This is a genomic window from Paludibaculum fermentans, assembly GCF_015277775.1.
Lineage (GTDB): Bacteria > Acidobacteriota > Terriglobia > Bryobacterales > Bryobacteraceae > Paludibaculum > Paludibaculum fermentans.
Genome location: NZ_CP063849.1, coordinates 8812762 through 8826756 on the forward strand (window position 1 = coordinate 8812762; position 13995 = coordinate 8826756).

A 13995-nucleotide genomic window follows, 5' to 3' on the forward strand; every position below is an offset into this window, starting at 1 on the left:
GCGCCCCCATCGGCCTGCGCGAACGCTTACTGGTTGGCAATAAGAAGAACGCCGACGAAGGTTACACGCTGCGTGAGAATTGCAGACGGGTTTAGGGGCAACGCAGGTTTGCCGGAGAGCTGATTGATTGGCGTGGCCGGGCTAACGGCTTGAACTCGTCCGCTGTTCGCCCGCGGCGCGGAGCCGTTCGTTGGCGTCGGCCAGATTGTTGACGCAGAGGATCAGGTCGGCTTGGACAGGGCCGGGCAACTGGCCGGACTGCTGGAGTGCGGTCAGAATGGACTGCGCCTCCAGGAAGCAGTTGCGGCTGCGCTGGTAGGCGGAAACGGACTCAGCGCCCCTGGATCCGCGTGCCGCCGCCCGGTAGGCGTCTCCCTGGGATCGCAGGCATTGCGCCAGGCCAAGGCGGTTTGCCGGTGAAGCCTGCGAGGCCGCGACCTGGCGTCCGAACTCCACCGCCTTTGCGGCCGCCTCCAGTCGCCCTGGCACCGGAGCGGCGAAGGCCGCGATGGCCTCCGCCTGGTTTCTCCAACCTCGCGCCAGGGCTGCCGCCATTTGCCCGGCCGCTGGCTTCCCGCCTGGGAAGAACGGGCTGTAGTCGCCTCGATCGCCGGCGAGTTTCCAGAGGACTAGTACGGCATCCGCTGCCGATCCGCTGCCGCGCGCCGCGGTCTCGTGCCGGTAGCAGGATTCCAGGAGGCGAAATGCCTGCCGCGCGTCGCCCAGGCTTTCCCAGAGGAAGGCCGACCCGCGCTCAGCGAGCAGCAGGGTTTCCAGGGCAGTCAGATTTACCTTGTCCTCCGACCATTGCCGCTCACTCTCTCGCGCCGCCTGCTGAAACCCTGCCAGCGCTTCGCGCCAAGCGCTCTGCGCGGCCTGCTGGGATCCCAGGCGGAGGTGCAGGGCGCCGGATTGCGCCAGGTGGAGAGCGCGATGGTAGACTTCCGCCGGGGAGGCCGGAGACTGCTCCCGCCGCAGGCTCTTTCGATTGAAATCAAGGGATTTGGGCATATCGCCCAGACTGAGGAAGACGGCCGCCGCACGGTGGTAGGCGCGTACGAGCGTATCACGATAAAGATTGTTGCCCGGATTGTCGCGTACCATCGCTTCCAGGACGGGCAGAATCCGGTCCAAAATGGCGGCGGCCTCTTCCTCGCGCCGGGCGTTGGTGAAGGCGGCAACTAGGGTGAGAAAACTGGATGCCAGCTCGTTCCGGTAATAGGGCGAGGGCTCCTGCTCAATCGGATAGGAACGCCCGGCGCCCGGAGCGGCCGTGTTCTCATCCAGGATCGGGAGCGCGAGGCGGAAGGCGGCCAGGGCCTCCTCGCGGCGGCCGGACAGCAGCAGAGTGTCCCCCAGGTCCCGGTTCGCCGCCACCCGGCTGATCACACCGGTACGCTGGGTCATTGCGAGTACCTGGCGCGCGGCGGCCAGGGCGCGTTCATGATCGGCCGTTCTCAAATATTCCGTCCGCAGGCACAACAGCGCATTCCGGAGCTCGGTCAGCGCGGACTCATCATCAGGATGGGCGGCTAAGTCGGCTTCGAGAAACGGGCGGGCTTTTTCTGCTGCGGCCACGGCGGCCGGGTAGTTGCCGCTGCCGTCGTAGAGCCGCGCAAGATCCTCCTGGCTGCGGGCGAGCGCACGTTGCAGTCCAGGGCTGCCGGGCTTAGCCGCGACGCGCTGCTCCCAGATGGCCACTGCCGCGCGCTGCTCCTGAATCGCCTCGCTCCACCGTGACATGGCACGGAAGCCGTTAGCCAGCCCCTGGTGCGCCGTCGCCACGGTGACGAGAGACTCTGGCGTATGGCGCGCGGGGCCTCCTGATTGCGCCACCGCGAGTGCCTCACGATAGGTGCGCAAGGCCGCCGGTCCGTCGCCGAGCTCCAGCAAGACGCCGCCAATCGAATCCAGGTCGCCGCGCAACGCCTCCTTGAGTTCAGAACGATCAGGGTACCGTGCCTGCAGTTTGCGGTCGATTGCTTCGGCCTTGCGATACTGCTCCAAAGCGCCAGGGAAGTCCCGCATATAGGTCTTGAACCGGGCAGCGTTGCGATACTGATAGGCGGCCTGGCGCGGGAAGTCGGGGTTATCCGGATGGCGCGCGGCCTGCTCCTCCTGGACCGCTGCGGCGAGCGCGACATTCTCCAGCGCCTGTCCGGCCTGCCCGCTGTCGTAGTAAGCGTTCGAGAGTGCGGCGCGCGCCGCGCTCAGGTCCAGGCGGAAGCTGGCATTGAGGCTGTCCGACGCGGTGAGTTGTTCGAGAATCGAGACGGACTCCCGGGCACAGGCGACCGCTTCCCCCAGCCGGCTCAGGTTCAACAGAACCCGGGTCATCGTGCCCAGAGCGACAGCGCGGTCCCGCCGGTATTTGACGCTGGCGGGTTCCTCCCGGCTCAATGCCTGGCAGGAATCCGCACCTTTCTGGAGCCAGCGCAGGGCCTCACGGCGGTTCTTCAGCACGAGCGAGGAGCCCAGCGCCAGTTCGGCCTGCGCCAATTCCCACCGCAGGACTGGATCGCCCGGGTTGGCGGCCAAAATGCGGCCACGCAGCATGACGGCCTCGGCAAAATCCCCTTTTCCCTGCAGTACTTCACACTCATCGCGCAGCCCTTGCCTGTCATTTGGCCACTGCGCGGTATAGATGCCGGCCGATTTGGCGGCCTGCTCCAGGATCGTTTTCGCCGGTGATTCCGCATCGTCGAGTTGCGCCCAGGAGGAAGCGAATGTGTGCACGACGGAGCCGAAGGTTCGCGCCGCTAACGCCGACTCTTCCAATTGCGCCTGGCGCACGTAAGCGAGCGTCAGTAGATGACGCAGGTGCGCCTGCCGCGGATAGACGGCCACCTCCCTTTCAAGAATCCCGACGCTGCGCCCATAGCTTTGCCGGGCGCCTGAGACATCGCGCAGATTCGATTCGCCCGGCGCACCCTGCAGGTCGCCCACTTTGAGGAATGCCTCGGCCAGCGCCTGCCGCCGGCGCGGGTCGGAGTGTGCCAGTGACGCCTCCTTGTTGAGGTACCGCTGGCCCAGCCGGACCAGCGCTTCACGCGCCTTGGTGCCTCCGGCCAAGTCTTTTACATCGTCATTGATCTCGAACAGCATCGCCTCTGCGAGAGCGTGCACGTCGTTCAGGCGGGTTTCCGCCAGTGTGCGCGCGGCGAAGGCCTCGGTTCGTTCCCGGCGGGCGATGGCCGCTTGCCAGGACGTTGCGACGATGCCGGCCACCAGTGCCACCACGACAGCCGCCGCCGCGATCACCGATCGCTTGTACCGGAGTACGAACTTCCGCGCGTGGTAGATCGCGCCCGGCGGACTGGCCAGCACCGGCTGGTCGTCCAGATGCCGGCGGATGTCGGCGGCCAGTTCGGACGCGGCGGGATAGCGGCGCGCACGGTCCTTCTCCATCGCCTTGGCGACCACCCAGTTCAGATCGCCGCGGACCAGGCGGCGGAGCGTGGCGGGGTCCGTCCGCCGCCGCCGGGCGATCTCAATGACGGTCTCCCTCATCCCCGTAAGCTTCGCGGTCATGGGGATGGCGTCTTCTTCGCGAATGATCCTCAGCAGTTCGGACAGGTTCGCCTTGCGCAGCCGCGCCGCATCGAATGGCACGGCCCCAACCAGGAGCTCATACAGCAGGACCCCGAGCGAGTAAACGTCAGATCGGGTGTCGATGTCGCCAGTGACGAGATCGGCCTGCTCCGGGCTCATGTATTCGGGGGTGCCCATGAACTGGCCCAGTTGTGTGACCCCGTCCGCACCGGCCTGCTGCTGTTCGATGGCCCGGGCGATGCCGAAGTCGATCACCTTGGGTGAGGCTTGCCCGTCGACCTGCGTCACCATCACGTTTGAGGGCTTGATGTCGCGGTGGACGACGCCTTTCTGGTGGGCATGCTGCAGGGCCTGGCAGACGGGGATGAAGAGTTCCAGGCGTTCTCTCGTGTTCAGGCGGTGCTGGTCGCAGTACTGTGTGATGGGCAGGCCGTCGACATACTCCATGACGAAGTACGGCCGCCCCTTCGCGCTGGCGCCGGCTTCGAGGACGTGCGCGATGTTGGGGTGATCCATCAGCGCAAGCGCCTGCCGCTCGTAGTTGAAGCGCGAGAGGATCTGGGCGGAGTTGACACCCGGCTTCACCACTTTCAGAGCAACCAGCCGCTGCAGCGGTTGGATCTGCTCGGCCAGATAGACCCCACCCATTCCGCCTTCGCCGAGGATGCGCAGGATGCGATAGGCCCCAAAGTGATCATCATCCAGCGCGTCCGCCGGATCACTCCCGACGCCGGATCCGGGCTCGTTTCCGCCGCTGTCGGCGCCCAATTCGGGGCCGGTGTCGAAGGCGCCCGCGAGCATGCAGGCCGCACACGTCCCGTCAGGGTCGAGTTCAATGCAGCATTTTCGACAGAGCGCCACTCTCTTCTCCATTACGGCAACGCGGGATGCGCAGTCTTCGAACTCAGGACTTGCCTGCCAGTGCGGCAATCAGGTGGCGCAACTCGGCATCGATGTCGGCGGGATCGGCCACGATGTTGGCGATCTCTGAGCGCAACAGATCGCGGTAGCGTTTTCGAAGCCTGTGAATGCCGACCTTCAAGGCCGCCTCCGTGGTTTCAAGCCGCCGCGCCAGTTCGGCATACGGTACATCGAACTCACCTTGCAGGCAGGGCTTCAAATTGTTGAAATGCTCCAGGCGACCGAGCAGGATGAACTCCTCGCGCAGCCGGTCGACGACCCGGTCCAAGAGAGTCCGCGCCCAGCGGCGTTCATAGATCCGCTCGGGCGTCTCGTTGTGGACCGGCTCGCGCACATACATCTCTTCGCCTTTCGAGAACTCGAAGGGCAGGGTAGCCATCCCGCCGCCGCGCTTCTGGGCGCGGGCCCGTCCGGCTTCGTCGCACAGGTAGTATTTGAAGGAAGAGAGAAGAAACGAGCGAAAGCGGCCGCGGTCCGGATCGGCTCGGTCGAAGTAGTCGCGTTCCAGGAAGCGAGCGAAAAACTCCTGCGTATGGTCCTGCGCCGCCTCCGGCGAATCGCCCCGCCGCCTGGCGTAGGCATAGAGCGGAAACCAGTAAGCCTCGCACAAGGAGGCGAGAGCCTGACGGCTGTCAGGCCCTGCGTGGGCACCCGCAGCCGCAACCAGAGTCCAATGGGTAGTCGGGAAATCAGCTGGACCGGAGCTGAATTGCATCGTTTGGCTTCTAATTGTAGCGTGATCGCCATCCGCCAACCTTCGAGTTCGCCGGGGCAGTTGTGGTTAGCCCACAAGCAGCTGACTCTTTAGTTCCTGCGTGCTGGCGCTACTGTTGGCCGGCCCGCTCCATCGGCGGCGAGTTGGGAGCACGCAGCGTGCGAATGTCCCGCATCGGCGGCTGGCCGAAGAACCGGCTGTACTCGCGGCTGAACTGGCTGGCGCTCTCATAGCCCACCGCAAAGGCCGCGCTGGCGGCGTCCAGACCGTCGGTGAGCATCTGGGTCCGGGCCGCCTGCAGGCGGAGCTGCTTCTGGTATTGCAGCGGGCTCATTGCGGTCAAGGCCCGGAAATGGTGATGCAGGGTTGACACGCCCATGCCCGCCATCTGGGCCAGATCCTCCACACGCAATGGCTTCGCGAAGTTCACGCGCATCCACGCGATCGCCTTCGCCGTGCGATGGCTCTGGTCGCCCAGTGTCGCGATGGCGCGCAGGCGGGCCCCCTCGGGCCCGCGCAGGATCCGGTAAATGATCTCGCGCTGAATCAGCCCGCTGAGAAAGGGGATGTCCGCCGGCGTATTTAACAGTTCCACCAGGCGGCAACACGCACCCAGTAGTTCCGCCGTGGTTGCGCCAGTGGCCATGGCCGGCGTGTCCGGGGGTGTGTCCGGAGGCGGAATCTCATCCCGGCTGAGCATCTCGCGGACCATCGTCATCTCAAATTTCAGGGACAACGCCAGGAAAGGAGCCGCCGCGCTGGCTTCCACCACCTGGCTGGTGATGGGCAGATCGACCGACGTCAGCAGGAATCGCGATTCATCATAAATAAAGGTCGTCAGTCCGAGTTCGACCCGCTTTCGGCCCTGGGCGATTATGGCCACACTCGGCTCGTATGTCATGCAGGCCGGTGCGGTCAACTCCGTCCGCCGGACAAGGGTCAGGCCAGGGATATCGGTCTCCCGTCTCACCTGGGTGCCCACGTAGGCGTCAATCTTCCGGGCCAGTTCGGCCCGCGCCTGGCGCACCGGATCCTCCGGGCCGGATCTACGCACGCTCTGCTTCGACACTGTCATGCGTCGCGCTCCCTCAGCCCCAGAATACATTCCGCAGCCCGGGAAGACGTACTGAATTGCGGCCGGTCGAGAGAAATAGGCAATAAATCGGAAGGATCGGGATACCGCCCGCGCGGCGCCGGCCATAGGCTGGAACCAGGACCTTCGGTTCGTTCTCGGGAGAGCCGGTCTTGGCTGGGGCGGAAGCGAAAGTGGTCCGCCCCGGCGGCCGGCTTCAGGTGTTCCGTCCAGCCTGCCCCGCGCCTCTACTGCTCCATGGCCCAGTAGCCCTTCTTGGCTTGGACCTTCACCCTCTGGCCGCGAACCTGCACCTGGATCGCGCGAAATGTCCCGTCCAGCTTCTCGTTGCTGGAAATGTATCCCAACATGTAATACTCCCGCCCGTCCGCCAAGGCGCGCGTAAGCCCGGCCTGCAGATCGTTGTTGTTGCTGAAGGCGAGGCCGCCCGTTGCCGCCGCGACCTCCAAGAGCGCGGCCCGCAGGTCAGAGGCGCTCTGATTCATGGCACCGAGTACCGCCGGCATCATGGCGGCGCCGCTGCCGCCATTCGAAGCCTGGAAGTAGCCCTGGGTGTACACTCCGCGCGTGTCCACTGTGTCGATCGTGATGTTGCTTCTGGCCGCCAGCCGCACCACCTGATCGAACTCGGCCTGCATTCGATCCACGGTGCCCAGCGCAGCGAACCGGAACTCCGGAAAGTAGGCGTTCAGCAGCGTGCGGGCGGCCTTGCCCGGCACCAGTTCGAATCCATCCGAGATCAGCACCAGAGTCCGCCGGTCGTTGCCGTGAGACAACTGCTCCACAAGGTTGTGCAGTTGCCTGAGAAACAACAGGTTATAGACCCGTTCCTGCGTAGAGATCCGCTCCGCCTCCATCGGCAGGCTTCGTTTGCGCCCCTGGCACGAGGCCGAGCCCGTATCGCAGGCACTGCGGGCCTCGTCGAGCGAGCGGATAAACTGGCTCAACTCGACATCGATGGATCCGCGCCGGCTGTCCATCAAGCGTGCCCGGAACTTGCGCTCGTCCAGTGCCTGCGACACCAGCACCGGATCCCGTGTTGCATTCGCGAGGATCTCCGTGGTGCTCCCCACCGCGGCCAGAATGTACTGCGCATCCCCCGGGCGTTCGGCTCGCAGCACCTTCTCCACCGCGGCCCTGGCATTCGCCAGCCCCTCCATCGATGTATGGAGCGTATCGATGCAAAGGACATAGGTGCGCCGGATTGGGTTGCGCTCCACGGCAGATGCGTTCGAGCTCGGGGCCTCCGTCTTCCCTCCTGACTCCATTTCCGCCCCCACGCTCTCCGAACTGAACGACGTGATCTTCTGTTCCACTCCGTCCTCGAAGACGTGGAAGTCAGCCTGCTTCAACCCGGTCACGTGATGGCCTTCCCGATTAGTGGCGATCACCGGCACCAGCACCTGCCGGACTTCCACCCGCAGCGTATCCTGGCCGCCCGCGCCGGTTCTACGTTCGAGGCGCTCCTGGTGCGTCCTGTACTCGGCGTTGCCCGGTTCCAGCGCCGAAGCGGCCCGGTAGGCAGCCGCTGCCTCCTCGGCCTTGCCCACTTTCTCCAGCACCTGCCCGAGGTTGAACTGCACCACCGCGCTCCGCGGCTGGAGCCGTGCGCTAATCCTCAGTTCTTCGCTGGCGGCCTTCAGGTCACCCTGCTTCATCAGGACCACTGCCAGGAAGTTGTGGGCCGGCCCATCCTCGGGCCGTCTCTTGAGTCCCTCCCGGATCTCCGCCTCCGCTCCGCGCAGATCGCCAGTGGAATTCAACGCCACCGCAAGATGGAACCGTGCCAGGGCTGACTCCGGCTCAAGCCGCACGCTGGCGCGCATCGCCGGCACCGCCTCGGCGGGCTTGTGGGCCTGTTCGAGGCCGATGCCTCGCGCCAGCAGCTCAAAAGCGTCTTCCGTCGCATCCGCAGGCGGCCCAGTTCCCGCCGCTCCATCCTGATCCAGGATCCCGTAATCGCGGAAGCGGTGGATCGAATGCACCTCCCCGCCGGCAAACTGACCGTGCACGGTCGCCCGCGCCGGCAGCCAGGCGGAGCCGCTTGCTCCTGACAGCCCCACTGCCCGGAAGACAACATCAGTGCTCAGCGTTTCAAACGGGAACCCCTCGATCTGATCGGCGAGTTCCGCGTGGATGCGCAGAATCCGGCCGCTCGCCGCATCCAGCCACACCAAGCCGTGAATGCGGGCCGTCTGTCCGGCCGCCCCTGTCACCACATGGCTGCGCAGACTCGATCCCGCATGCTGCGCAAACGCGATCACGGCCACATCCGCTCCCGCCTCCGTCAAGCGCCCGGCATAGCGGAAATCGGACTGGCCGCGGTTTTCCGGCAGCAGGTAGCTGAGCAGAGCCTCGAAGTGTCCCAACAGCAGGAAGCTGCTTTCCGCGGGCGGTGCGGCGCGCGCTCTCGTCGCCGGCACCACTCGGAACTCCTCCAGTACCAGTTCCGCACCACGCGAGGCATCGCGAACAATGTAGCGGTAATCCTCCATCCGTCCCTCCACGCCTCCTGCCCGCTCGAAGCGCAGTTCGTGAATCTCTTCGCCGGCCGAGACCGCCGGCAGGCCCGCCAGCATTCGCTCCAGGCCCTGACCCGCGAGACGAAGCAGGCCCGCCAACTCACCCTCGCCGGACGCAAATTGAATGCCGGCCAGTTCGGGGAACCGGTGTACCAGTTCCGCCCCGTCATATTGCGGGAACGGCTTCACGGGTGTCTGCGCCTGCGCGCCCGCCAGCATCAGCCAGACGGTGAGGATTGCGAGCCGCATGGCCGTCCTAGTGCTCCTTCGCCTTACTCTCCAACTTCAGCGCGAAGCCGCGCGCCAAGACCAGCCTCCGTCCGGAAGCCCGGATCATTGACTCGGGAGTCGCCTCCACGGTCGGAAGGGTTGGCGACCAATTGCCCGGCCCGCTGTTCTGCGAGCCGGAGATGCGCCGCGTTGTCACGATCATCCGGTTCTCCCGGCCGGAGATCTCCAGCCGCTTGCCGTCCCATTCGAAATAGCGGAACCCGAACTCGGCGCAGCGGTGTCCGCCCAGAACACTCAGCAGCTTGATCCGGCCGTGCAGGACGGCGCCCTTCGGAACCACAACACCGGACTTCCCGGTAATGCTCCGCGTCAGCCGCAGCGTCACGGCATCGCCGATCGCCGCCACATCGGAGTCCACTGGTGTCTCCAGTTCGCAACTGGCCTCAAACTGTTCCGGCAAGCCCCCCGCAGCCTCGTTCACGGCCGGTTTCGCCGGCTCCGGTTCCGCTTCTTCAAAGCGCAGGACGCTCTCAGCGGTGTACTCGCGGCACCCCGTGAAGCTGGCCTCGTTGCGAGTCTCCTCGCCGTTGCGGTCGAGGGTCAGGAACTCGGCGCGCGAGGGCAGCATCACCTCGTTCGACCCGATCCGGACCGGTTGGAACTCCAGGTGCCTGGTGACTCTCCGGTAACCGAATTCGCGCGGGATGTAATCGGCCGACATGCCGATGGAGATCAGCCGCAGCGAATCCGGATCCGCCTGCAGCGACCCGGAATAGGCAACCGGCTCTTCCCGCTGCTCCAGCGTGAGCACCCACTCGCTCCCCTCGCGCGGAGAGGAAAAGTCGAGGTTCCACACCGGGCGGCCGCCCAGATCCTTGCGGATGGCTGTCTTGAAGGTGACACTGGGCCCGGCAAACAAGGCCCGCGTCAGCAGCGCAAAATCGCCGTTCGTAATGCTGCCGCCCACGAACCGCCGCAGGTCCTGCTCGCCAATGCGCTCTCCGGCGGGCCAGCCAAACAGTTCGCTCCCTCCGATGTAGGCGATCTCCAAATGGATCCGGTCCACGTTCTCAAAACGGTGCGAGACCGATCGCCGCGCTGACCGTTCAATCACGGAAGTGCAGGTGTAGTTCGGTAGCGTCCGCACATTCTCCAGGGCGCGTTCCCGGATGCTGTCGAGTACCGCGTGGGCGCCGGCGTCTGGCTGCGCAGTCAACCGGGCCTGGGAGCAGAGGAGGAGAATCGCGGCTGTCGCGATTCGGGTACGCCGCGCCGGAACAACGCGTGCGGCGTCACTATCGGAAGGGTCCATACGATCCGTGTACAACTCCGGCTACATTCTATGCCTCCGGATGCTCCGGGAGAACCTGGCTCACCCTACCTGGCAGCAGCGACCGCAATTCCGTTCGCGTCGGGAATGCCGTCAACCGGAGTCGCGGCCATCGTCCGCAGGTCCAGCAGGGCAAGGCCCCCGTTGCGCGGCGCCGCGCCCCGAGGCATCATCTGCGGAGGCACCAGCACATTCGAGATCCACGTGTGGTCACCATCGGGCACGGCCAGCAGCGGGCTGCCCGTCTGGATGCGCTGCGCCACCTCGCCGGTCTTGGCGTCGATCACCAGCAGGAACCCATCCAGCACGGCCGGCGCCAGGATCCAGCGGCCGTCCCCACTCGCCGAGGGATAGAAGATCTGCCCGGTGCCGAGATTGCCGAAGCGCGACTCCACCGAAAGATCGCCCGGATTCAGCAGAACCAGCTCGTTCCTGCCGCCCACGATGAGGCGGCGGCGATCCGCGGTCCAGCCCAATCCTCTTGGCGCTGCGATCTCGGTTTGGGCCAGGATGGCGCCATCTTCCGGGTCCACCTTCAGCACACGGCCAGTCGTTGTGAAGGCAAATAGCGACCGTCCTTCCGCCTGGAAGATGAAGTTGTGGACGCTGGGCGGAAGATCAAACGTGCGCAGCACCATGCCCGACGCCGCATCGAAGACCACCATCGCTTCGCGGCCCACTTCCGTGTTCGTGAACAGTTCCCGGTGCTTCGGCGGACGCAGCTTCAGCCCATGGGGAGCGGTGCAACCCGTGGGCAGCTGAAACCGGGCGTGCTCGAGACCTGCCCGTACGTCCAATACGGAAATGGTGGTGCCCGGAGTCCCAATCTGGTGGTTGACCTCCAGCAGACCGAAATTCGAGACAAAGGCCGTTCTGCCATCCGGAGTCACCTCGATCTCATGCGGCTTCTCGCCGACGCGCACGGCCTTCTTGCGCTCCGGATGGTCCGGCGGAAACAGGATCACTTGCCCCAGGCCCTCCTGCACCACCAGCACTGTCTTCCGCGACGCATTCCCAGACAGCAAAGCGCTAGAAGCGAAAGGCGCCGCCAGCAACCCCAGGCGCAGCATGTCATATCTGGTCATCAATCCGGCTCCAGCCCCCGTGTGTCTAGAATAGCGGCAGGGCGGGCCCCTTTGAATCCACGCCTCTCCTGGATCTCCACCGTCCCACTATAATCATGGTGGCCCACGGAAGGCGGTATTCCTCCGGTGACCGGCAGCAAAGCATCATGCCTCACTCGGCTTTCGGGAATAGAGCGGCGCGCATCTATTACGGTTTCGGTCTGCTCCTGCTCGCGCTTGTTCCGCTTCAATACCTCTACCTCCCCCTGGGGACGAATGTTTCAGACGCCATCGTGACGCTCTGCCTGGCGGCCCTGGCTCTCCCTTTCGCCTCACTCCAAAGCAATCTGGCCGGTCCCATGCAGCTGAGGACGCTCGCGCCGTGGCTCTATGGAGCCGGGACGATTCTGACCATGATTAGCGCGCCCTGGCTGCAGGAGTCCATCACGAAGTTAGGTCGCGATGCCCAGGGGACCTTCCTCATCGGGTTGGTGGATCTTCTCTTTCCCGGCATGATCCTGCTGCCCGTCGCTGCTCTGATCGTGGGGACTCTCCGCCGCAACCGGCAGAGGCCGGGAAGTGGGTACTTGCTGGGAGGGCTCTGCCTGCTGGCGGTGTGCACAGGCAGGATCTGGCTCAACCTATTCAACAATCATTTCGAACTGGCTCCCAGTGCGGACTCGATCATGTCCGGACTGATGTGGACGCCCGCCAGCTTCGTCGTGGCGACTGCGGGCGTGACTCTTGGCAGCCTGCCCCCGGAGTTGCACCTGGCCTCACGCTCTGCTTCCGCCATGCTCCTCTGCTACCTGCTGGCGATTCTTCTGATCCCGCTGGGCGCAAGCACAAGCCTCGCGGATCACGAAACCCAGGCGTACGTAACGCTGCTCCTGATCACGATGCTTGTTTGCGTGCCGGCTTCTCAGCTGACGAGGGTTTGGATCATGTCGAAACCGGTCGGCCGACCTAACTGACGGGTCGATTCACACGCTCCACAACCCCAAAGACGATATACTCCCCCTAAAAGGAATTTCAGATGAAACACTCCGCTTCCCGCCGGGGCTTTCTCGCCACGCCTCTCGCTCTGGCTGCCCCCTTGCCCGCACCTGCTGCCGAGCCCAAACTCACCTACCGCACTCTCGGCAAGACCGGCCTCAAGGTGACAGCCCTCTCCTTTGGCTGCATGACCACCACCGACGCCAGTGTCATCGAACGCGCCGCCGACACAGGCATCGTCCACTTCGACACCGCTCGCAGCTACCAGAACGGCAACAACGAACGCATGGTCGGCGCGGCCCTCAAGAGCCGGCGCGCCAAGGTCGTCATCTCCAGCAAAAGTGGCGGCAAGACGGCCCAGGCCGCGCTAGCAGACCTCGACACCAGCCTCCGCGAGCTGGGCACCGACTACCTCGACATCTGGTACCTCCACATGAAGAACGACCCGGCCGAGGTGACCGGGGAACTACTCGAAGCGCAGCGTGCCGCCAAAAAGGCCGGCAAGATCCGCTTCGCCGGAGTCAGCACGCACTTCAACATGGACCGCATGCTGCCCTACCTGGCCAAACTCGGCCAGACCGATGTAGTCCTCACCACTTACAACTTCGCCATGCGCTCCGTTGCGGCCGGAGCCAACACCGACACCACCGCGGCGAAGACCGACATGACCTCCGCCATTCGCGACGCCCGCCAATCCGGCCTGGGCATCGTCGTGATGAAGACGCTCGCCGGCGGAACCACCCGCGTGCAGCGCGGCGACCGCCTCTACGGAGCCAATCCCCAGGCCCTCTCCCAGCGCCTGGGCCAGCCCGGCGTTCCTCTGGCGGCCATCAAGTGGGCGCTGCGCAACCAGTCGGTCGACACGGCCATCGTCTGCATGACGGACCACGACCAGTTCCAGGAGAACGTCCGCGCCATGGCCGAGCCCTATACGCCCAAGGACGAAGCCCTGCTCGCCGAGCACCTCGCCCGCATCAGCCCCCTCTACTGCCGCATGTGCGGCGCATGCAACGGAGTCTGCGCGAACGGCGTGCCGGTCCCCGACGTCCTCCGGATCCTGACCTACGCCGAAGGCTACGGCCAGTTCGCCATGGCCCGCGAACGCTATCTGGAACTGCCCGCGACAGCCCGGGCCATCCGTTGCTCCGACTGCATCAGTTGTTCGGTGGACTGCCCCAACGGCGTCCGAATCCAGCAGCGTGTCAGCCGAGCTCAGGAACTGCTGGCGTAACTCCACGCCTGGCCCGAACTGTTCACTCAGCTGCTGCGGTCGGCGGGCTGAAAGCGCAACTCGACGCCACTTCCGCGCAAGGCATCCGCTGTTCGCTCGGAAGTAGGCGGCTTTTATCTGCCGGATAGATCAAACGAGAGCCTCTCCTTCGTTGGTACGGCGATCCCGGACTCGGATGCCGTTGGCCGTATGCATTGCGGCGCACCCACTGTCCGGCCCCTGGCCGGTCCCTGTCTTTTGGCCCATTCAGCGAAGATTCGCCCCGGGGACGGCATTGGGTACTCTCCGATTCTGACTTCCGCCGGGTCTCCAGTGATCTCTGCCAGCTCACTCTGACGCG

At 65.1% G+C, this 13995-nt stretch carries 8 protein-coding genes; 2 read left to right on the forward strand and 6 right to left on the reverse strand.

Translation table 11 applies throughout. The features are described from left to right. Nucleotides 1-141: 141 nt before the first annotated feature. The 6 genes from IRI77_RS35045 to IRI77_RS35070 all read right to left on the reverse strand — a co-directional run bounded on the left by IRI77_RS35045 (nucleotide 142) and on the right by IRI77_RS35070 (nucleotide 11449). The gene (locus IRI77_RS35045) at nucleotides 142-4413 is read right to left on the reverse strand and encodes a serine/threonine-protein kinase (protein WP_194449564.1); all 4272 of its coding nucleotides are present in this window, start codon (nucleotides 4411-4413) and stop codon (nucleotides 142-144) included. Nucleotides 4414-4456: 43 nt separating this feature from the next. After that, nucleotides 4457-5083 (reverse strand): RNA polymerase sigma factor, encoded by a 627-nt coding sequence (locus tag IRI77_RS35050; protein ID WP_267239359.1) that lies wholly within the window; start codon nucleotides 5081-5083, stop codon nucleotides 4457-4459. A gap of 214 nt (nucleotides 5084-5297) precedes the next feature. Further along, on the reverse strand, nucleotides 5298-6263 hold the full coding sequence (locus IRI77_RS35055) for an AraC family transcriptional regulator (RefSeq protein WP_194449566.1): 966 nt from the start codon (nucleotides 6261-6263) through the stop codon (nucleotides 5298-5300). Between the two features lie 245 nt (nucleotides 6264-6508). After that, complete coding sequence (locus IRI77_RS35060; protein WP_194449567.1) at nucleotides 6509-9052, reverse strand: VWA domain-containing protein; 2544 nt, start codon at nucleotides 9050-9052, stop codon at nucleotides 6509-6511. Nucleotides 9053-9059: 7 nt separating this feature from the next. After that, complete coding sequence (locus tag IRI77_RS35065; protein ID WP_194449568.1) at nucleotides 9060-10346, reverse strand: hypothetical protein; 1287 nt, start codon at nucleotides 10344-10346, stop codon at nucleotides 9060-9062. A gap of 65 nt (nucleotides 10347-10411) precedes the next feature. Continuing rightward, the gene (locus IRI77_RS35070; RefSeq protein WP_194449569.1) at nucleotides 10412-11449 is read right to left on the reverse strand and encodes a YncE family protein; all 1038 of its coding nucleotides are present in this window, start codon (nucleotides 11447-11449) and stop codon (nucleotides 10412-10414) included. A 146-nt stretch (nucleotides 11450-11595) separates the two neighbouring features. On the opposite strand from IRI77_RS35070, the gene IRI77_RS35075 reads away from it, so the two are divergent. Then, a complete protein-coding gene (locus tag IRI77_RS35075; protein ID WP_194449570.1) occupies nucleotides 11596-12402 on the forward strand; it encodes a hypothetical protein in 807 nt (268 codons plus the stop codon). 62 nt (nucleotides 12403-12464) lie between these two features. Then, a complete protein-coding gene (locus IRI77_RS35080; RefSeq protein WP_194449571.1) occupies nucleotides 12465-13655 on the forward strand; it encodes an aldo/keto reductase in 1191 nt (396 codons plus the stop codon). Nucleotides 13656-13995: the final 340 nt, after the last annotated feature.

Excerpts from the sequence above, each read along its gene's own strand:
- IRI77_RS35055 (WP_194449566.1), bottom strand. The coding sequence starts at position 6,263 with ATGACAGTGTCGAAGCAGAGCGTGCGTAGATCCGGCCCGGAGGATCCG.
- IRI77_RS35060 (WP_194449567.1), bottom strand. The coding sequence starts at position 9,052 with ATGCGGCTCGCAATCCTCACCGTCTGGCTGATGCTGGCGGGCGCGCAG.
- IRI77_RS35065 (WP_194449568.1), bottom strand. The coding sequence starts at position 10,346 with ATGGACCCTTCCGATAGTGACGCCGCACGCGTTGTTCCGGCGCGGCGT.
- IRI77_RS35075 (WP_194449570.1), top strand. The coding sequence starts at position 11,596 with ATGCCTCACTCGGCTTTCGGGAATAGAGCGGCGCGCATCTATTACGGT.
- IRI77_RS35080 (WP_194449571.1), top strand. The coding sequence starts at position 12,465 with ATGAAACACTCCGCTTCCCGCCGGGGCTTTCTCGCCACGCCTCTCGCT.
- IRI77_RS35070 (WP_194449569.1), bottom strand. The coding sequence starts at position 11,449 with ATGACCAGATATGACATGCTGCGCCTGGGGTTGCTGGCGGCGCCTTTC.